20 protein-coding genes are annotated in these 17,977 nt (G+C 75.8%); 8 read left to right on the top strand and 12 right to left on the bottom strand.

The features are described from left to right. Positions 1 to 178: 178 nt before the first annotated feature. Complete coding sequence (locus ACFO3M_RS16170; RefSeq protein ID WP_387990877.1) at positions 179 to 1,363, top strand: ROK family transcriptional regulator; 1,185 nt, start codon at positions 179 to 181, stop codon at positions 1,361 to 1,363. Between the two features lie 46 nt (positions 1,364 to 1,409). On the opposite strand, the gene ACFO3M_RS16165 is transcribed toward ACFO3M_RS16170, so the two are convergent. The 4 genes from ACFO3M_RS16165 to ACFO3M_RS16150 all read right to left on the bottom strand — a co-directional run bounded on the left by ACFO3M_RS16165 (position 1,410) and on the right by ACFO3M_RS16150 (position 5,910). Continuing rightward, on the bottom strand, positions 1,410 to 1,787 hold the full coding sequence (locus ACFO3M_RS16165) for a hypothetical protein (RefSeq protein ID WP_387990874.1): 378 nt from the start codon (positions 1,785 to 1,787) through the stop codon (positions 1,410 to 1,412). A 176-nt stretch (positions 1,788 to 1,963) separates the two neighbouring features. Continuing rightward, entirely contained in the window at positions 1,964 to 2,191 is a 228-nt protein-coding gene (locus ACFO3M_RS16160; protein WP_387990871.1) for a DUF4177 domain-containing protein, read from the bottom strand. Between the two features lie 364 nt (positions 2,192 to 2,555). Next, positions 2,556 to 3,872: a class I SAM-dependent RNA methyltransferase gene (locus ACFO3M_RS16155; protein ID WP_387990869.1), complete on the bottom strand. Its 1,317-nt coding sequence runs from the start codon at positions 3,870 to 3,872 to the stop codon at positions 2,556 to 2,558. After that, positions 3,865 to 5,910 (bottom strand): APC family permease, encoded by a 2,046-nt coding sequence (locus ACFO3M_RS16150; protein WP_387990866.1) that lies wholly within the window; start codon positions 5,908 to 5,910, stop codon positions 3,865 to 3,867. The genes ACFO3M_RS16155 and ACFO3M_RS16150 overlap by 8 nt, the downstream gene beginning before the upstream one ends. Before the next feature lie 170 nt (positions 5,911 to 6,080). Between ACFO3M_RS16150 and ACFO3M_RS16145 the strand changes: the two genes are divergently transcribed. Together ACFO3M_RS16145 and ACFO3M_RS16140 are read left to right on the top strand one after the other, a co-directional pair. Further along, complete coding sequence (locus ACFO3M_RS16145) at positions 6,081 to 6,746, top strand: potassium channel family protein (RefSeq protein WP_387990863.1); 666 nt, start codon at positions 6,081 to 6,083, stop codon at positions 6,744 to 6,746. Continuing rightward, positions 6,746 to 7,411 (top strand): potassium channel family protein, encoded by a 666-nt coding sequence (locus ACFO3M_RS16140; RefSeq protein WP_387990860.1) that lies wholly within the window; start codon positions 6,746 to 6,748, stop codon positions 7,409 to 7,411. Before ACFO3M_RS16145 ends, ACFO3M_RS16140 begins: the two co-directional genes overlap by 1 nt. On the opposite strand, the gene ACFO3M_RS16135 is transcribed toward ACFO3M_RS16140, so the two are convergent. The 7 genes from ACFO3M_RS16135 to ACFO3M_RS16105 are packed head-to-tail and all read right to left on the bottom strand — an operon-like array spanning position 7,408 to position 11,952. Continuing rightward, entirely contained in the window at positions 7,408 to 8,280 is an 873-nt protein-coding gene (locus ACFO3M_RS16135; protein WP_387990857.1) for a DUF3159 domain-containing protein, read from the bottom strand. The two genes, ACFO3M_RS16140 and ACFO3M_RS16135, sit on opposite strands and share 4 nt — an antisense overlap. Further along, positions 8,277 to 8,654, bottom strand: coding sequence for an OB-fold nucleic acid binding domain-containing protein (locus ACFO3M_RS16130; RefSeq protein WP_387990854.1), 378 nt, complete (start codon positions 8,652 to 8,654; stop codon positions 8,277 to 8,279). The genes ACFO3M_RS16135 and ACFO3M_RS16130 overlap by 4 nt, the downstream gene beginning before the upstream one ends. After that, positions 8,651 to 9,445 carry an alpha/beta hydrolase family protein gene (locus tag ACFO3M_RS16125; protein WP_387990851.1) on the bottom strand — a complete coding sequence of 265 codons (795 nt, stop codon included), beginning with the start codon at positions 9,443 to 9,445 and terminating at the stop codon, positions 8,651 to 8,653. Before ACFO3M_RS16125 ends, ACFO3M_RS16130 begins: the two co-directional genes overlap by 4 nt. Beyond that, the gene (locus ACFO3M_RS16120) at positions 9,442 to 10,176 is read right to left on the bottom strand and encodes a DUF3710 domain-containing protein (RefSeq protein ID WP_387990848.1); all 735 of its coding nucleotides are present in this window, start codon (positions 10,174 to 10,176) and stop codon (positions 9,442 to 9,444) included. The genes ACFO3M_RS16125 and ACFO3M_RS16120 overlap by 4 nt, the downstream gene beginning before the upstream one ends. A gap of 1 nt (position 10,177) precedes the next feature. Continuing rightward, positions 10,178 to 10,633, bottom strand: coding sequence for a dUTP diphosphatase (gene dut, locus ACFO3M_RS16115; protein ID WP_387990845.1), 456 nt, complete (start codon positions 10,631 to 10,633; stop codon positions 10,178 to 10,180). Positions 10,634 to 10,683: 50 nt separating this feature from the next. After that, complete coding sequence (locus tag ACFO3M_RS16110; protein WP_387990842.1) at positions 10,684 to 11,610, bottom strand: hypothetical protein; 927 nt, start codon at positions 11,608 to 11,610, stop codon at positions 10,684 to 10,686. Positions 11,611 to 11,649: 39 nt separating this feature from the next. Then, positions 11,650 to 11,952 (bottom strand): DUF4193 domain-containing protein, encoded by a 303-nt coding sequence (locus tag ACFO3M_RS16105; RefSeq protein WP_204693870.1) that lies wholly within the window; start codon positions 11,950 to 11,952, stop codon positions 11,650 to 11,652. Positions 11,953 to 12,259: 307 nt separating this feature from the next. On the opposite strand from ACFO3M_RS16105, the gene ACFO3M_RS16100 reads away from it, so the two are divergent. Both ACFO3M_RS16100 and ACFO3M_RS16095 read left to right on the top strand, forming a co-directional pair. Beyond that, positions 12,260 to 13,303: a phosphotransferase family protein gene (locus tag ACFO3M_RS16100; protein WP_387990839.1), complete on the top strand. Its 1,044-nt coding sequence runs from the start codon at positions 12,260 to 12,262 to the stop codon at positions 13,301 to 13,303. A 106-nt stretch (positions 13,304 to 13,409) separates the two neighbouring features. After that, entirely contained in the window at positions 13,410 to 13,946 is a 537-nt protein-coding gene (locus ACFO3M_RS16095) for a LytR C-terminal domain-containing protein (protein ID WP_387990837.1), read from the top strand. A 7-nt stretch (positions 13,947 to 13,953) separates the two neighbouring features. Here the strand turns inward: ACFO3M_RS16095 and ACFO3M_RS16090 are convergent, their stop codons facing one another. Continuing rightward, positions 13,954 to 14,775 carry an inositol monophosphatase family protein gene (locus ACFO3M_RS16090; protein WP_387990834.1) on the bottom strand — a complete coding sequence of 274 codons (822 nt, stop codon included), beginning with the start codon at positions 14,773 to 14,775 and terminating at the stop codon, positions 13,954 to 13,956. A gap of 60 nt (positions 14,776 to 14,835) precedes the next feature. On the opposite strand from ACFO3M_RS16090, the gene ppgK reads away from it, so the two are divergent. The 3 genes from ppgK (at position 14,836) to ACFO3M_RS16075 (ending at position 17,887) form a co-directional block, all read left to right on the top strand. After that, a complete protein-coding gene (ppgK, locus tag ACFO3M_RS16085; RefSeq protein ID WP_387990831.1) occupies positions 14,836 to 15,579 on the top strand; it encodes a polyphosphate--glucose phosphotransferase in 744 nt (247 codons plus the stop codon). Between the two features lie 248 nt (positions 15,580 to 15,827). Then, positions 15,828 to 17,201 carry an RNA polymerase sigma factor gene (locus tag ACFO3M_RS16080; RefSeq protein WP_387990828.1) on the top strand — a complete coding sequence of 458 codons (1,374 nt, stop codon included), beginning with the start codon at positions 15,828 to 15,830 and terminating at the stop codon, positions 17,199 to 17,201. A 461-nt stretch (positions 17,202 to 17,662) separates the two neighbouring features. After that, the gene (locus ACFO3M_RS16075) at positions 17,663 to 17,887 is read left to right on the top strand and encodes a DUF7455 domain-containing protein (RefSeq protein ID WP_143108228.1); all 225 of its coding nucleotides are present in this window, start codon (positions 17,663 to 17,665) and stop codon (positions 17,885 to 17,887) included. Positions 17,888 to 17,977 lie beyond the last annotated feature (90 nt).

Below are 17,977 nucleotides of genomic sequence, written 5' to 3'. Positions count from 1 at the left end.
GCCCTCCGACGGCCGCCGACCCACTGTAGTCGCGCGACGGCGCGCACCTCCTGTCGAACCGGGTCCGAGACGGGACGGTTCCGTCACTCCCGACGCGCCGCACCCCGCTCACCCGACCGATGGGCGCCCCTTCTGTCGGTGATTGACAGAACACGGGCACGCTCGGACGATGCCCGCCATGGACCTCCGCCCGTGGCTGCCCGACGTCACGGGCCCCTCGCGGCGGCTGGTCGAGGCACTGCGGGTGAGCGGCCCCTCGACGCGGGCGCAGCTGGTCGAGCGGACGGGGCTCTCCCGCGCCACGGTCTCCGGCTACGTGGCCGACCTCGTCGACCGCGGGCTGGTGGCGCCCGGGGACGACGCGGGCGCGGTGGAGACCGGCGGCCGGCCCGCGCGGCTGGTGCACCTGACCCGCCGGGCCGGCGTGGTCGTCGGGGTCGACATCGGGCGCACCCACGTCCGGGTCGCGGTGGCCGACCTCTCGCACGAGATCGTCGGCGAGGAGACCACCACGCTGCCGGTCGCCGACCTGGACTCCGACGCGGTCCTCGACACCGTGGCCGGGCAGGTGCGGGCCGAGCTGCGGCGGGCCGGCGCCTGCACCGAGGACGTCGTCGGCGCGGTGGTCGGCCTGCCGACGCCGGTGGTCGGCCGGGCGGCGAGCTCGCGCGGCACCGTGGCGCGGTCGAACATCCTGCCGAGCTGGTCGGGCCGGACGCCGGCGCCGGCGCTGCAGGAGCGGCTCGGCGTCCCGGTCATCGTGGAGAACGACGCCAACCTGGGCGCCGTCGCCGAGGTCCGCTGGGGCGCCGGCCGCGGCTCGTGCGCCACCCTCTACCTGAAGATGGCGACCGGCGTCGGCGGGGCGCTGGTCATCGACGGCGACCTGCTGCGCGGCGTCACCGGCACCGCCGGCGAGATGGGCCACGTGAGCCTGGACCCGACCGGCCCGCTGTGCCGCTGCGGCAACCGCGGCTGCCTGGAGCTGACCGCCGGCGGCACCGCCCTGCTGCGGGCCATCAACACCGCCGCCCCCCACTACACCGACCTGCGGTCGCTGGTGGCCGGCGCCCAGGACGGCGACCAGGCCTGCCGTCGGCTGATCGCCGACGCCGGGGCCTCGGTCGGCTTCGTGCTCGGCGGCCTGGTCAACGTGCTCAACCCCGACCGCATCGTCGTCGGCGGCGAGCTGGGCACCGCCGGCGACCTGCTCGTCGACCCGCTGCGGCGGGCGCTCGAGCAGTCCGCCATCCCCGCCGCGGCCGAGCAGCTGACCGTGGTCCCCGGCTCGCTCGGGGCCCGCGCGGAGGTGCTCGGCGCGCTGGCGGTCGCGCTCCGGGAGGCCGACCGGCTGACCGGCTAGGGCCCCGGGGGCCCGCGGACGACGACCGGGCCCCCGGGTGCCACTACTACAGGCGGGGGACCCAGACCTCGCCGCGCAGCGCCCCGGCGACCACCTCGACGCCGCGCGCCGCCGCGGCCAGCCGCGCGCCCTCCCGCTCGTAGGCGGTGACGGCGGCCTCGATGGCGTCCGGCGGCAGGTGGTCGGCCAGCTCGACGCGGACCGTGCGCCAGCCCGCCCGCGCCGCCTCGAGGCCGGCCGCGACGTGGTCGCCGGCGAACCGGGCGAGCAGCAGCGGATAGCGGCGCAGCACCTCGTGGGCGCGGTAGTCGGGCGGGACGAGGTCGAACAGCCAGGCCACCGCGGTGTGCTCCCAGTCGGGGGCGCCCGGGGGCCGCACCTGCTCCGGCCAGCCCGGAGGCACGCTCGCACCCACGTCCGGCATCCTGCCGCAGGTCGAACACGTGTTCGACGGGAGGCGCGCCGTCGTCACCCGCTCGTGATCACCGACGGACCGGCCCCACCACGGTCGCGTCGATCATCCGGCTGCGTGCCGCCCGTACCGGCGTGTCGGCGCGCGTCGCGTGCACGCAGCCGATGATCGACACGGGCGGAGCGCGATCAGTCCCGCTGTCGCTTCAGCCAGAACTGCTCGAAACCCCAGGTGCCCGCACCGCTCGAGTGGTAGCTGACCAGCTCCCAGCCCTCGCCGCCGAGCCGGTTGAGCACCGAGCTGGTGTCCCCCTGCTGCCGCTCCAGCGAGCCGCCGGGGAGCTTGACGCTCACCCCCGCGCGCTGCGACTCGGTGTCGTTGGCCGTGATGACCGAGGCGTACTCCCAGGTGGTCACGGAGGACACGGTAGCGAGGCGCCGTCCGGCAGCCCCAGCCGCGCCCGGGAACCGGCGCCGTGGCCGGTCGCCGGGTCGGAGGAGAAGACGCTCCCCTGCCCCGGCTGGTCCCACCACCGGGCGATGGGCACACCGAGCACCCGGCACACCAACGACGTCACCGGCCTTGCGCCCGGCGCTGGAGACGACCCGCGCCAGCCGGACCGTCCACGGCAGCGCGACCAGGTGCTGCAGCCGCGCGGCGAGCGTCGGACAGCCCCCCTCGGGGACGGCACGGCCGGGTCGACCAGGACCCCGGGATGGGTGACGACGTGGACCTGCACGCCCCGCCGCCCACGGTGCCGGGCCCTCCCCGTGGGGCCGATCAGGGGGCGGGCACCAGCAGGGCGACGCACTCCACGTGCGCGGTCATCGGGAAGGCGTCGAAGGCGCGCAGGGCGGCCAGGCGGTACCCGGCACCGGTGAAGGCGGCGACGTCGCGGCCCAGCGACGCCGGGTCGCAGGCGACGTAGACGACGGCCCGCGCCCCGGTGCCGGCCAGCACGCGGCTCACCGCGGCACCCGCCCCGGCGCGCGGCGGGTCCAGCACCACGACGTCGGGCACGCCGCCGAGCTCCTCGAGCAGCCCCGTGAGCCCCTCGGCGTCCACCTCGCCCTGCCACACCTCGGCCTGCGGCAGGTCGCCCAGGTTGACCTCCGCGGCGGCGCACGCCTCGGCGTCGGCCTCCACGCACACCACCCGGCCGGACTCCCCCACCCCGGGCGCCAGCGCGCCGCCGAGCAGCCCGGCGCCGGCGTACAGGTCGAGCACCGTCTCCCCCGGCCGCACGCCGGCCAGCGCGGACACCGCGCCCACCAGCGCGTCGGCGGCCGCCTCGTGCACCTGCCAGAAACCGGTGCCCTCGACCTCCCAGTCCCGCCCGGCGGCGTGGCGCCCGGCCCGCCCGGCCGGCTCGGCGGGGACGTCGTCGCCGGCCCGGAGCACGCGGGTCGACGTCGGCACGCCGCGGCGGTCCAGCCGCGTGGTGGTCACCGTGCCCGCCGAGTCGACGGCGACGTCCACCGTTCCGGCCCCCGGCCAGCGCCGCGACAGCACCGCCCGCGCGGCCGGCTCGACGGTGATCGGGCAGTCGTCGAGGACGTGCACGTCGTGCGAGCGGTGCCGGCGCAGCCCGGGCACCCCGTCCCGGCCGACGGCGAACCGCGCCCGGGACCGCCAGCGCAGCGGCCCGCCGGGCAGCGCCTCGACGGCGAGGCCGGCCAGCACCGGGTCGGCGGCGTCCAGGCCACCGAGCCGGGTGAGCTGCTCGCGGACGACGTCGGCCTTGAGCCGGCGCTGCCCCTCCCAGGAGACGTGCTGCCAGTCGCAGCCGCCGCAGCGCCCCGGGCCGCTGTGCGGGCAGGGCCGCTCCACCCGGTCGGCTGCCGCCTCGAGCACCTCCACGGCGTCGGCGCGGCAGTAGCCGGGCTGGCGGTCCTCGGTGACCCGGACGACCACCCGCTCACCGGGCAGCGCGTGCCGGACGAACACCACCCGGCCCTCGTGCCGGGCCACGCAGTGCCCGCCGTGCGCGACCGGGCCGACGGTCACCTCGAACTCCCGGCCGGTCCACCCCGCACCCCGGTCGGGCCGGGGCGGGCGGGCCGGGCGGGCTGCCGGCCGGCGCCGCCGGTCAGCCATAGGGGGTGGCCTCGACCTGGTCGTCGGTGAGGCCGCGGCGCAGGTCGCCGGGCATGGGGCCGGAACGGCGGTCGTCCTCGTCGCCGCGGCCGATGGAGCTCTCCAGCTGCCACGGCACCGTGGTGATCATGACGCCGGGCTGGAACTGCAGCCGGGCGCGCAGCCGCAGCGCGCTCTGGTTGTGCAGCACGTTCTCCCACCAGTGGCCGACGACGTACTGCGGCACGAACACGATGACCAGCTCGCGGGGGCTGTCCCGGCGGATGCCCTTGACGTAGTCGACGACCGGCCGGGTGATCTCCCGGTACGGCGACTCCAGCACGGTCAGCGGGACCGGGACGTCGTAGCGCTCCCAGTCCGCCTGCAGCGCGCGCGTGTCGCCCGGGTCCACGTTGACCGTCAGCGCGGTCAGCACGTCGGGCCGGGTGGCGCGGGCGAAGGCCAGCGCCCGCAGCGTCGGCTTGTGCACCTTGGACACCAGCACGATCGCGTGCACCTTGCTCGGCAGCATGCGGGCGTCGGTGTCGGGCACCAGTTGCGAGGCCACGTGCGAGTAGTGCCGGTTGATCGCCTTCATCAGCAGGAACAGCACCGGCATCACGAGGATGACCAGGTAGGCGCCGCGGGTGAACTTCGTGACCACGATGATCACCAGGACGACGGTGGTCAGGCTGCCGCCGATGGTGTTGATGACCTGCGAGCGGCGCATCCGCCGCTTCTCGGCCGCGTCGCCCGACAGCCGGATCTCCCGGTTCCAGTGCCGCACCATGCCCCACTGGCCGATCGTGAAGCTGGTGAAGACCCCGACGATGTACATCTGGATCAGCCGGTTCGGGTCGGCCTCGAAGGCGAGGATCAGCAGCGCCGCGAAGCCGGCCAGCAGCAGGATGCCGTTGCTGTAGACGAGCTTGTCGCCGCGGGTGTGCAGCTGGCGGGGCAGGAACCGGTCCTGTGCGAGCACCGAGCCCAGCAGCGGGAAGCCGTTGAAGGCGGTGTTGGCGGCGAGGATCAGCACCAGAGCGGTGGCCGCCTGGATGTAGAAGAAGCCGACCGAGGTGTCCCCGCCGAAGGTGGCCGCGGCGAGCTGGGCGATGACCGTGCGCTGGGGGTCGGTCTCGCAGTCGCCCGGGAAGCCGACGAGGTCGCAGGTGTTCTCCGCGTACCGGACGTCGCCGAACAGGGCGAGCGCGGTGACGCCGGCGAACATCGTCGCGGCGATCCCGCCCATGAGCGCCAGCGTCGTCGCGGCGTTCTTGGACTTCGGCGGGCGGAACGCGGGGACGCCGTTGGCGATGGCCTCGACGCCGGTCAGCGCGGTGCACCCGGAGGCGAAGGCCCGCAGCGCGAAGAACACCAGCGCGACGCCACCGAGGTCGTCGTAGCCCGCCTCTGGCAGGACCGACCAGCCGGCGCTCTCGGCGATGACCGGGGAGTCGGTGAAGAGGTCGCGGACCAGCCCCGTGACGATCATGACCATGATCCCGGCGACGAACAGGTACGTCGGGACGGCGAACGTCTTGCCCGACTCCCGCACGCCGCGCAGGTTGGTCGCCGCCAGCAGCGCGACCAGCCCGACGGCGATGAGCACGCGGTGCTCGTTGAGCGTGGGGAAGGCCGAGATGATGTTGTCGGTGCCCGCCGACACGGACACGGCCACGGTGAGCACGTAGTCGACCAGCAGCGCGCTGGCGACGGTGAGCCCGGCGAACTGGCCGTGGTTCTTCATCGCGACCTCGTAGTCGCCGCCGCCCGAGGGGTAGGCGTGCACCACCTGGCGGTAGGACAGCACGACGGTCGCCAGCAGCAGCACGACGACGACGGCCAGCCACGGCGCGAGGAACAGGAACGCGGTGCCGGCCAGCGTCAGGACGATCAGGATCTCCTGGGTGGCGTAGGCCACGGAGGAGAGCGGGTCGCTGGCGAAGATCGGCAGGGCCAGGGACTTCGGGAGCAGGGACTCCCCCGCGCGGTCGCTGCGGACCGGCCGGCCGACGACGAGCCGTTTGGGGAGTTGTCCGAGGTCGGACAGCTTGGGCACGGCGGCGATGGTACGGACGCGGGGGCACCCGGTGCCGCTCCGCGCCGGGCGCCCCGCCCGGAGGGGGCACGCGGTCCGGGCGCACCCCCCGGACCGCCCGCGGACGGGTGTAGCTTCGCGCCCTGGACCGCGGGCGGACGGCGCCCGTGCGAGGCATCCGGGAGCGACACGTGCACGTGGTCGTCATGGGCTGCGGCCGTGTCGGCTCGGCCATCGCGCGACGGCTGGAGCAGATCGGCCACAGCGTCGCGGTGATCGACCAGGACCCGGAGGCCTTCCGCCGGCTCGGGCCCGAGTTCACCGGCCGGCAGGTTACCGGCCTGGGCTTCGACCGGCAGGTGCTGCTCGACGCCGGCATCGACTCCGCCGGCGCCTTCGCCGCCGTCAGCAGCGGCGACAACTCGAACATCATCAGCGCGCGCGTGGCGCGGGAGACCTTCGGCGTCCAGCACGTCGTCGCCCGGATCTACGACTCCAAGCGCGCCGAGGTGTTCGAGCGGATGGGCATCCCGAGCGTCGCGACCGTGCCCTGGACGGTGAACCGGCTGCTGCGCGAGCTGCTGTCGGTCAAGGTCAGCGAGATCTGGCGGGAGCCCACCGGCCGGGTGCTGCTGATGCGGGTGACCGTCACCGACGGCTGGGTGGGCCGCAGGCTCTCCGAGCTCGAGGCCGCCTCCGGCGCCCGGGCCGCCTGGCTGGTCCGCTTCGGGGAGGCGCAGCTGCCCACCGCGTCCACCGTGCTGCAGGACGGCGACCAGCTCGTCGTCGCGGCCACCGACGAGATCTCCGACCGCGTGCACCGGACGATCGAGCACCCCGAGGAGGGCAGGGCCTGATGCGCGTGGCCATCGTGGGCGCCGGGGCGGTCGGCCGCTCCATCGCCGGGGAGCTGCTCAACAACGGGCACACCGTGATGCTCATCGAGAAGGACGGCCGCAAGGTCCGCACCCGTGCGGTGCCGGGCGCGGAGTGGGTCCAGGCCGACGCCTGCGAGGTCTCCTCGCTCGAGGAGGCCCAGCTGGCCACCTGCGACGTCGTCGTCGCGGCCACCGGCGACGACAAGGCCAACCTCGTCGTCTCGCTGCTGGCCAAGACCGAGTTCGCGGTCAACCGCGTCGTCGCCCGCGTCAAGGACCCGCGCAACGAGTGGCTCTACACCGAGGCGTGGGGCGTCGACGTCGCCGTCTCCACCCCGCGGGTGCTCGCCGCGCTGGTCGAGGAGGCGGTGACCGTCGGCGACGTCGTCCGGCTGATGAGCTTCCGCAAGGGCGCGGCCAACCTGGTCGAGATCACCCTCGCCGAGAACACCCCGTGGGCCGGCCGGCCGCTGCGCGAGGTGCCGCTGCCGCGAGAGACGGTGCTGACGGCGATGCTGCGCGGCGACCGGGTCATCACGCCCACCCCGGACGAGCCGCTCGAGGTCGGCGACGAGCTGCTGTTCGTCACGCACGCCGACGTCGAGGAGCAGCTGCAGCAGGTCCTGTCGCCGACCGCTCTCTAGGCGCCGCCGGCGTCGGTCTCCACGCGGTGGCGGTGCAGGCGGGCGACGACCCAGAGCGTGAGCGCGAGGGCGGCCGCGGTCACCGGCAGGCCGAGGACGAGCGAGGCGACGCCGAGCAGGTCCTCCTCGTCGGCGAGGTAGAGCGGCGTCTGCACGGCGACGCGCAGCAGGAACGTCACCGCCCAGACGACGGTCAGCCAGCCGTAGGCGCGCACCATCCGGGGGTCGTCGCGCCAGTGCCGCTCGGGCTCGGGGTCGGCCGGGCGCCCGGCCTGCGCGGGCCCGGGCTCCGGCGGGTGCGGGCGCGGCTGGTGGTGCAGCCGGGCGCGGGCGCTGTCGACGCGGCGCCGCAGCCCGGGCAGCGTGTGCGCGGCCATCGACCCCAGGTGGCTCGGCGCGAGCCACTCGGCGACCACGCCGACCAGCGGCCAGCGCAGCGGCACGGAGCCGAGCAGCACCACGCCGATCACGGCGTTGCGGATGATCCCCGGGACGAAGTAGTTGCGCGCCTGCCCCGAGGCGGCGGCGATGGCGACCGCCACCGCGACGCCGAACAGGCCGCTGAACGCCTGCTGCACGCTCTCCCGGCGCACCAGCCGGACCAGCAGGACCAGCACGGCGGCGCCGACGGCGGCCCAGATCCCGGTGCGCAGGTCGCCGATCGAGTTGGCGACGATGAAGGCGAGCGTGGGCAGCGTGGCGTCGACCATGCCGCGCCAGCCGCCGAGCTGCTCCAGCACCATGTGCCGGTCGAAGGTGACGCCCCGGCCCGTGTCCTCGGTCGTGGTGCCGTCCGCGTGCGTGGGCTCCTGGTGCGGTGCTGCTCCCCCCGGATCGCGCCGGCCGTCGTCGTCGGCCGCCGGGATCACCCCGCGCTCAGCTCGTACCAGGGGTTGTAGATGACCTTGCGGCCGTCGAAGTTGGCGAACCGGCCGCGGGCGGTCAGCGTCCGGCCGGGCTCGATGCCCGGGATGCGCCGGCGGCCCAGCCAGACCAGGGTGACCGAGCCGGAGCCGTCGAACAGCTCCGCCTCCAGGGTGGGGACCGTCTCGCGCGGGGTGTAGACGACCGACTTGAGCCGGCCGGTCACGGTCACCACCGCCCCCTTGCGGCAGGCGCTCACCGGCTCGCAGCCGGCGCGGTCGGACTCCTCGCGCAGCTCCTGCGCGTCGATGGCGGAGTCGTCGGCGGTCAGCCGCTGCAGCGTGCGTGCGAGCCAGCCGCCGGGACGGGTCTGTGTCACGGTTCCAGGGTAGTGCCGCCCACCCGGCCGGCGGTGCGTTCCCCCAGCCACGCGCGGACCACCGCCCATGCCTCCCCCGCCGGGTCGATGGGCACCCGGTGACCGCCCGGGACGGTGCGCACGGTCACCCGGTCGCCGGCCGCCGCGGCCGCCGCCGCGTACCGCTGCGACTGCTCGGGCGGCACGACGTCGTCCTCGGTGCCGTGCACGCACAGCACGTCGGCGCCGGTGGGCAGCAGCCCGACCGGGTCGGCGGCCGCGTAGCGGCCGGGCACCTCACCCGGCTCGCCGCCGAGGAACTCCTGGACCGCGCCGCGGCCCAGCCGCTGCTCCGCCGCCCGGCCCAGGTCCACGACGCCGGCCTGCAGGACCGCCGCGGTCACCCGCACCCGCGGGGCGGCGCCGGGCGCGCCGGCCGGCAGCCGCGTCCGCCCGGCGGCCCACGCGGCCAGGTGCCCGCCGGCGGAGTGCCCGGCGACGGTGACCGAGCCGAGGTCCAGCCGGCCGGCGTCCGGGAGGTCCGGCAGCGCGTCGAGCGCGGCGGCGACGTCCTCCAGGGTGGCCGGCCACCCGCCGCCGCTGCCGACCCGCCGGTACTCGACGGCGACGGCGGCGTACCCGGCGGCGGCGAGGTCGGCGGCCAGCGGGCGGGCCAGCTCGACGCCGTACGCGGCCCGCCAGAACCCGCCGTGCAGCACGACGACCACGGGCGCCGGGTCCTGCCCGTCGGGCAGGGTCAGCTCGAGGAACTGGTCGGGGTGGGAGCCGTAGGCGACGACCGCGGGGGTCACGCGGTCGGCCGCGGCGGGGCCGCCGGTCGCCCCGGCTGCTGCCCCGCCTGCTGCTGCCCCGCCTGCTGCTGGCGGGCCAGCTGCGCGGCGGCCTGCGGCGGGAGGGTGAGCGGCAGCTGCTCGCGCACCGGCATCGGCGAGGTGCCCCGGACCACGACCACCCGGCGGAAGACGTCCTCGAGCACCGCCGCCGCCTCGGGCGACTCGGCGGCGGGGCCGCTGATCATCCCCCGGAGGAACCAGCGGGGCCCGTCGACCCCGAGGAAGCGCGCCGCCCGGCGCACCGGCTTCGGCGGGGGCCCGCCGGGCTGGGGCGGCGGGGTGACCACGACGGTGCCGGCCAGCTCGGGACCGAAGGGGCCCTCGGTCTCCTGCAGCCGCCCGCCCTGGCCGGAGGCGCTGCGCGCCAGCTCGGCGCGGACGTCGTCCCAGATGCCGGCGGCGCGGGGTGCGGCGAAGGCGGACAGCTGCAGCAGCGAGTCGCCGTAGCGCAGGGTCGCGCCGATCACCTTCTGCTGCTGGTTGAGGTCCACCCGCAGCTCGGTGCCGGGGACGGCGGGCAGCCGCAGCGAGCCCAGGTCGACGCGGGGCGTGCCGTCGTCGGGGGCGTCGGCCTCGTCGTAGGGGCCGGTGGTCTCCTCGACGTCGCGCTCGCGGTGCTGCGGCTCGGGCGGGACGCCGCGCTCGCGCAGGCTGCGGTCGATCCGGTTGCGCCGTCGTCCGAAGGGCATCTCAGGCCTCCTGTCCCGCGCCGGTGGACCCGTGACCGCCCTCGCCGCGGACGCTCTCCGGCAGCGCCTCGACCGGTACGAAGCGGGCGGTGACGACCGGCTGCACGACCAGCTGCGCGACCCGGTCGCCGGCGCGCAGCGTCAGCGGGGTGGCCGGGTCGAGGTTCACGAGGTTCACCTTGATCTCGCCGCGGTAGCCGGCGTCGATGGTGCCGGGGGCGTTGACCAGGCTCAGGCCGTGCCGGGCGGCGAGGCCCGAGCGCGGGTGCACGAACCCGGCGTAGCCCTCGGGGATGGCCACGGCCACGCCGGTGCCCACGAGCGCGCGCTCGAACGGCGCCAGGTGCACGTCCTCGGTGATGGTGAGGTCGGCGCCCGCGTCGCCGGGCAGCGCGTAGCGCGGGGGTGTCGCCCCCGCCGCGGTCAGCCGGACGGGGACCTCCAGGGGGTCGGCCACGACGGCGACCCTAACCGCGCCGGGGCGGGGTCGGCGGACCGGCCGGGACCTCAGGCCGGGCCGCGGCGCAGGTCGGCGCGGACCCGGCGGGCGAGGGTCTCGGTGGCCTTGAGGTTGCCCCGGCCGCCGAGCGCCGCGCCGACGAACAGCGGCGCGGCCGAGCCGAGGCCGCGGGCCATCCGGCGGGACAGCCGGCGGCGCAGGGCGCGGAACCCGGCGGTGCCGAGGACGACGCCCAGCCCCTCCCGCGCGCCGGTCTCGACGGCGCGCTGCTGGGTCCAGCTGGAGAGGTAGGCGGCGGCGCGCTCGGCCGGTGTGCCGCCGGCCGGCCGGCCCGCGAGCTCGTGCAGCTCGCCGAGGAGGACGACCTCGATGCCGGCGGTGAGCAGCGTCTCGGCGCCGAGCTCGAGCGGCAGCGCCACCAGCGACCCGGGCACGAACCAGTGGGCCGCGGAGAGCCCGCCGGTGGCCGCGCCGACCGCGGCGGTGAGCCGCGCCGAGCGGGTGACGAGGGCGTCGGCGATCTCCTCGTCCGACTTCCCGGGGTAGGCGGCACGCAGCCGGGCGGCGTCGCGGACGGGCAGCCGGGGTGCGGCGGCGGTGAGCAGCTCGCCGAGCACGCCGACCGGGCCGCGGGCCGACTCCTCGTCGTCGGGTCCGCTCCCCTCCGGCGGCTCGGGACGGCGGGCGGCGCCGGCCGCGGCGGCGCCCAGGGCGGTGATGACGTCGCGGAGGACACCGGCGGCCGACCGCCGGGTGTCCGGCTGCCCGGGGGCGGGCGCCTCGTCGGCGCCCCCGCCGAGCAGCCGGGTCACGGCGTCGGCGACCGTGCGGGCCGCCCGCCCCAGGCCGGTGTCCTCGGACAGCCAGGCCGGACCGTCCCCTGACCGGTCCGGCCCCGGCCGGGGCGCGTCCTGCACGGGCCGGGGCGGCGGGACGTCGCGGGGCGCGCCGATGCGCTCCCTCGGGTCGGTCATCGGCTGCTCCCCCCGTGTCCGGTCAAGCGGTGGTGCGGCTCATGCGGCGCAGTCGCGGCAGTACATCTGGTCGCCGCGGGTGGCGGCGAGCCGGCTGCGGTGCTGCACGAGGAAGCAGCGCGAGCAGGTGAACTCGTCCTCCTGCTTCGGCAGCACGCGGACGGTCAGCTCCTCGTTGGACAGGTCCGCGCCGGGCAGCTCGAGGCTCTCGTTGAAGTCGGTCTCGTCGACGTCGACCGAGGCCGACTGGGCCTCCGCCCGACGGGCCTTGAGCTCCTCGAGGGAGTCCTCGCCGAGCTCGTCGGCCTCGTTGCGGCGCGGGGCGTCGTAGTCGGTGGCCATGGGGTGTGCCCCTCCTCCGGGGTAGTTCGCGGACGCGGGGCGTCCGCCTCGTCCGACGGCGGCGGGGTCCGCCGTCGGCCTGGCCGGCCGCCCGGGGGCGGCCGCTGGTCACGGACCGGACCTGCTCCCGGCCGACCACGGGGTCGGCTCGGTACGGGACCGGCAGCCCCCCAACGCCGTGCGGCCCCGGTTTGTGCCCGCCTGTCCGCGCGGGACACACGAGGACGGACGACGGCCCGTCCGGGGCGCCGGGACCGGCCCGGGCGGGCGGTCGGGAGGCGGAGTGCCGGAGGTTACCCTGCCGCCCGTGTCGAGTCCCGTGGGAGCTGACCCCGCCGTCGTCGGTCCGTATCTCGCCTCCGTGCTCAACGACGAGCGCTGGCGGGAGGTGGGCGTCGAGCTGATCGCGGCGGGCATGTCCAACCTCACCTACGTCGTCACCCCGGCCGGGGGCACGGCCGACGACGCGGTGATCCTGCGGCGGCCCCCGACGGGCGCGGTCCTCGCCACCGCCCACGACATGGTCCGCGAGCACAAGGTCGTCTCCGCGCTCGGGCCGACGTCGGTCCCGGTGCCGCGGACGCTGCACCTGTGCACCGACACCGGGGTGCTGGGCGCGCCGTTCTACGTCATGGAGCGGGTCGTCGGCCTGCACGTGGTGAACGAGATCCCGGCCGGCTACGCCGACACCCCGGAGCTGCGGCGGCGGATCGGCGACGGGCTGATCGACGTCCTGGCCGACCTGCACGCCGTCGACGCCGAGGCCGTGGGCCTGGGCGACTTCGGCCGGCCCGAGGGCTTCCTCGCCCGGCAGGTGCGCCGGTGGACCAAGCAGTGGGACGCCACGCGCGACCGCGACCGCCCGCACATGGACGCCCTCGCCGAGCGGCTGGCCGAGACCGTGCCGGCCACCCAGCGGACCGGGATCGTGCACGGCGACTACCGGCTGGACAACTGCCTGCTCGACCCCGAGCGCCCCGGCGCCGTCCGCGCCGTCCTCGACTGGGAGATGTCGACCCTCGGCGACCCGCTCACCGACATCGGGATGCTGTTCGTCTACTGGCCCGAGGCCGGGGAGACCCGCCCGGTGCTCAGCCCGGTGACGACGCTGCCCGGCTTCCCCACCCGCCGGGAGATCGCCGAGCGGTACGCGGAGCGCAGCGGCGTGGACCTCTCCGACCTCGACTGGTACGTCGGGTTCGCCTTCTTCAAGTTCGCCGCGATCGTCGCCGGCATCGTGGCCCGCTCGGCCGCCGGCGCGATGGCCGGCAAGGACACCTCCGGCTACGCCGACCGCATCGACCCGTGCGTCGAGCTGGGACGCGCCGCGCTGGAGGACGGTGCCCTCTGAGCGCCGGCGGCGTGCCTAGACTCCGCGCGACCCGACCTGGACTCCGCGCGACCCGACCTGGCGCGGCCCGCCGGACCCCTCCGGGTCGCCGCCGAGGAGGACGACCGTGAGCACCAGCACCGCCACCCCGCCGGTGCGTCCCCGCAAGGACCGTCGCTACCTGCCGCCGCTGGTCTTCCTGCTCGTGCTGGCCCTGGGCGCGCTCGCCGTGTGGTGGAAGGTCTTCTCCGACGAGGGCGCCCGCGACGCGGCGCAGGCCGCGGCGTGCGAGACCGCCGAGGCGGCGCCGCCGTCGCTGGACCCCAGCACGGTCACGGTGCGCGTCTACAACGCCTCGGACCTCGCGGGCAAGGCGCAGGAGGTCGCCGGTGAGCTGACCGCGCGCGGCTTCGTCGTCGAGGAGGTCGCCAACGACCCGACCGACCGCGAGGTGACCGGCTCGGGCGAGATCCGGCACGGCGCGCGCGGCACCGACGCCGCCCGGTACCTGTCGCTGTTCCTCCCGGACGCCGGCGCCTACCAGGACACCCGCGCCGACGCCCGCGTCGACCTGGTGATCGGCCCGGAGTTCACCGGGCTGGCCCCGGCCGACCAGGTCGCGGCCACCCTCACCCCGATCGCCAGCGCCGAGGCCGCCTGCTGACGACCCGTCAGACCACCTCCGGGTGGAGCCGGTCGAGCAGCGCGAGCAGCGGCCCGGCCACCGTCTCGGGGACGGCGACCGCCATCGGCTCGGCGAACGGCCGGCCGGGCAGGCCGGTGACCACCAGCCCGGCCTCGGCGGCGACCAGCGCGCCGGCGGCGTGGTCCCAGGGCTTGAGGTCCAGCTCGTAGTAGGCGTCCACCCGGCCGGCGGCCACCGAGCACAGGTCCAGCGACGCGCAGCCCTGCCGGCGGATGTCGCGGACCTCGGGGAGCAGCTGGGCGACGACGGCGCCCTGGGCCCGCCGCTGCTCCACGCGGTACCCGAACCCGGTGGCCACCAGCGTCTGCCCGAGGGACGCCGGCCGGTTGCCCGCCAGCCGCACCGGCTCCGGCCGCGCCGGGGTGGAGAGGAACGCCCCGCCGCCCGCGGTGGCGGTGAACAGCTCTCCGGTGGGGACGTCGAGCACCGCGCCGGCCACCGTGACGCCGTCGACCTGGGCGGCGATGGACACGGCGTACCCGCGCAGCCCGTAGAGGAAGTTGACGGTGCCGTCGATCGGGTCGACGACCCACCGCACGCCGCTGGTGCCCGCGCGGGAGGCGCCCTCCTCGCCGAGCAGGCCGTCGTCGGGCCGGGCGGCGAGCAGCCGGCCGGTGATCAGCCGCTCGGAGGCGGTGTCGACGGCGGTGACGACGTCGGTGGGGCTGCTCTTGACGTCGACGGCGGCCGCGGCCGACCCGCGCTCGCGGGCGACGAGGTCGGCCGCCTCGCGGGCGGTCGCGACGGCGAGGCCGAGCAGCTCGGCGGGGGGTGGCGGGGCACTCACCCGGGCGATCCTGCCCGAGCCGCCGCCCGGGGTGCGGTCCCGGTCACTAGGGTGACCGGCGTGCAGGGGTTCGGCGTGGACATCGGCGGCAGCGGCATCAAGGGGTGCCTGGTCGACCTCGAGGCCGGTGCGCTCGTGGGCGAGCGGGTGCGGGTGGAGACGCCTCAGCCGTCCACGCCGGAGGCGGTCTACGAGGTCGTCGCCGGCATCGTGTCGTCCTTCGGCTGGACCGGCCGCATCGGCGTCACCTACCCCGGGGTGATGAAGCGCGGGGTCGCGCACACCGCCGCCAACATGGACAAGGCCTGGATCGGCACCGACGTCGACGCCGGGCTCAGCGCGCTGGTGCCCGGGACCGTCGAGACCCTCAACGACGCCGACGCCGCCGGGCTGGCCGAGATGCGCTACGGCGCCGGCCGGGACCAGGACGGCGTCGTCCTCATGCTCACCTTCGGCACCGGCATCGGCAGCGCGCTGTTCGTCGACGGGCGGCTGGTGCCCAACACCGAGTTCGGGCACATCCAGGTCGACGGCGAGGACGGCGAGAAGCGCGCGTCGGCGGCCGCCCGGGAGCGCGAGGACCTCAGCTACCCGCACTGGGCCAAGCGCGTCGACCGCTACCTCGACGTCCTCGAGGCGGGGCTGTGGCCCGACCTGATCATCGTCGGCGGCGGGGTGAGCAAGAAGGCCCACAAGTGGGTGCCGCTGCTGAGCACGCGGACGCCGGTGGTGCCCGCCCAGCTCCAGAACGACGCCGGCATCGTCGGGGCCGCGCTGGCCGCCGCGGAGCGGCTGGAGCCCTGACCGGGGCACGGTCCCGCCCTTCCGGGCGATCCCGCGCCGTTCGAGGCGGTGGTCACACCGGCTCCCGTCGCTACAATGGAAGAGCCCCAGCCCGTCACCACCCAGCCGGGAGTCATCCCCCGTCCGAGCAGCGGCGAAACACCGTTCCGGACTCTGGGGCCCTCCCCGCTCCGCGGCCGACGGCCGGGGCCGCTGCCCGGGAGTCACACCGCCCCCGGGGAACGCACCCAGCACGGGAAGGATCCTGAGTGCCCGCCGACAAGCCTGCACCGGACGACACCGCCGCGAGCAGCACCCGCTCGAAGACGGTCGCCGCGAGCACCCGGTCTCCCCGGACCAGCGCCACCGTCGGCGTCGCCGACGACGCGCCGGCCAAGCCCGCCGCACGCAAGCGGGCCGCCACGGGCAAGGCCAAGACGGCCGCCCCCAAGGGAGCCGCGAAGCCGAGCATCAGCCCCTCCCCCGGTACCGGTGAGGGCACCGTGCTGACCGCCGTCGCGTCCGAGGACTCCGCCGTCGCGGTGGTCGACGCCGGGGCCGAGGGCCTCACCATCGACGAGACCGTCGTCGCCGGTCCCGACGGCGCCGAGGCCGAGGCGCCCGCCGCCGAGGAGACCGCCGAGGGCGGCGGCGACTTCGAGTGGGACGACGAGGAGGAGTCCGAGGCGCTGCGGCAGGCCCGCAAGGACGCCGAGCTCACCGCCTCGGCCGACTCGGTCCGCGCCTACCTCAAGCAGATCGGCAAGGTCGCCCTCCTCAACGCCGAGGAGGAGGTCGACCTCGCCAAGCGCATCGAGGCCGGCCTGTACGCCGCCGAGCGCATGCGCCAGGTCGAGGAGGAGGGCCAGAAGCTCTCCCCGCAGATGCGCCGCGACCTCAACTGGATCATCCGCGACGGCGAGCGCGCCAAGAACCACCTGCTGGAGGCCAACCTCCGCCTGGTGGTCTCCCTCGCCAAGCGCTACACCGGCCGCGGCATGGCGTTCCTGGACCTGATCCAGGAGGGCAACCTCGGCCTGATCCGCGCGGTCGAGAAGTTCGACTACACCAAGGGCTACAAGTTCTCCACGTACGCCACCTGGTGGATCCGGCAGGCGATCACCCGTGCCATGGCCGACCAGGCCCGCACCATCCGCATCCCGGTGCACATGGTCGAGGTCATCAACAAGCTCGGCCGCATCCAGCGCGAGCTGCTCCAGGACCTCGGGCGCGAGCCCACCCCGGAGGAGCTGGCCAAGGAGATGGACATCACCCCGGACAAGGTGCTGGAGATCCAGCAGTACGCCCGCGAGCCGATCAGCCTCGACCAGACCATCGGCGACGAGGGCGACAGCCAGCTCGGTGACTTCATCGAGGACTCCGAGGCGGTCGTCGCCGTCGACGCGGTCAGCTTCACCCTCATGCAGGACCAGCTGACCAGCGTGCTGCAGACGCTGTCCGAGCGGGAGGCCGGCGTGGTCCGGCTGCGGTTCGGCCTCACCGACGGCCAGCCGCGCACGCTCGACGAGATCGGCCAGGTCTACGGGGTCACCCGCGAGCGGATCCGGCAGATCGAGTCCAAGACGATGTCGAAGCTGCGCCACCCCAGCCGCTCGCAGGTGCTGCGCGACTACCTCGACTGAGGAAGGACCCTCCTGCCCCCACCGCTCGCAGGCTCGCGGCGGGCCCCTGCAGGAGGGCCGTTCCAGGACGTCACCTGACGGCCGGCACCCAGCACGGGTGCCGGCCGTCGGCGTGTGCCGGCCGCGTTGCGGGATGGTCACGATCTCACCCTGCCGGGCGGACGGCGCGGTGTACGGCGGCACCGGCCGGGTAGACGGCGTAGCGTGGGCGACGTCGAGACAGCAGCGGACCCACAGCCGGAAACCAGCCCGGCGCCCGGAACGACCCAGCACCACCAACAGACCGGCACCACCCAGAGGTCCCTGCTGACCACCGTCCCCACCGGTCCCAGCGGTCACCGGCTCACCGGAACCCGGCGAGTCGCCCGCAGTGACACGAGGCACGGGAACAGGAGGATCCATCCTGGCGCTGTGCAGGAGGCCGATCCGCAGCAGCGGGTCCGTGCGGTAGAGAGCGAGTGATGACCCAGATGACCCAGACGCTGACGACGACCCCCGCCGCCGACGACCTGGTCGTGCCCTTCCACTGCGACCGGTGCGGCGCACTGGCCAAGGTGCGTGTCGTGCTCGCCAGCGGCAGCGACCTCGTGTTCTGCGGGCACCACGCCCGCGAGTACGAGTCCAAGCTCCGCGACATCGCCGTCGACATCATCGAGACCGACGGCGAGCAGCGCCTCGCACACTGAGAGAGGCGCTATCGTCGCTCACCGCGATGATGCCCTCACCCGACGCCGCCGCCGGCGTCCCCGATCCGCCTGACGCGGACGGGGACCCGG

It is taken from the genome of Geodermatophilus arenarius (assembly GCF_042654585.1).
GTDB classification, from domain to species: Bacteria; Actinomycetota; Actinomycetes; order Mycobacteriales; family Geodermatophilaceae; genus Geodermatophilus; species Geodermatophilus arenarius.
This window is presented reverse-complemented; position numbering and strand designations above follow the sequence as displayed.

What these genes read in the sequence shown, in the direction of transcription:
- ACFO3M_RS16170 (WP_387990877.1), top strand. Translation starts at nt 179, where the DNA reads ATGGACCTCCGCCCGTGGCTGCCCGACGTCACGGGCCCCTCGCGGCGG.
- ACFO3M_RS16165 (WP_387990874.1), bottom strand. Translation starts at nt 1,787, where the DNA reads ATGCCGGACGTGGGTGCGAGCGTGCCTCCGGGCTGGCCGGAGCAGGTG.
- ACFO3M_RS16155 (WP_387990869.1), bottom strand. Translation starts at nt 3,872, where the DNA reads ATGGCTGACCGGCGGCGCCGGCCGGCAGCCCGCCCGGCCCGCCCGCCC.
- ACFO3M_RS16140 (WP_387990860.1), top strand. Translation starts at nt 6,746, where the DNA reads ATGCGCGTGGCCATCGTGGGCGCCGGGGCGGTCGGCCGCTCCATCGCC.
- ACFO3M_RS16120 (WP_387990848.1), bottom strand. Translation starts at nt 10,176, where the DNA reads ATGCCCTTCGGACGACGGCGCAACCGGATCGACCGCAGCCTGCGCGAG.
- ACFO3M_RS16110 (WP_387990842.1), bottom strand. Translation starts at nt 11,610, where the DNA reads ATGACCGACCCGAGGGAGCGCATCGGCGCGCCCCGCGACGTCCCGCCG.
- ACFO3M_RS16105 (WP_204693870.1), bottom strand. Translation starts at nt 11,952, where the DNA reads ATGGCCACCGACTACGACGCCCCGCGCCGCAACGAGGCCGACGAGCTC.
- ACFO3M_RS16075 (WP_143108228.1), top strand. Translation starts at nt 17,663, where the DNA reads ATGACCCAGATGACCCAGACGCTGACGACGACCCCCGCCGCCGACGAC.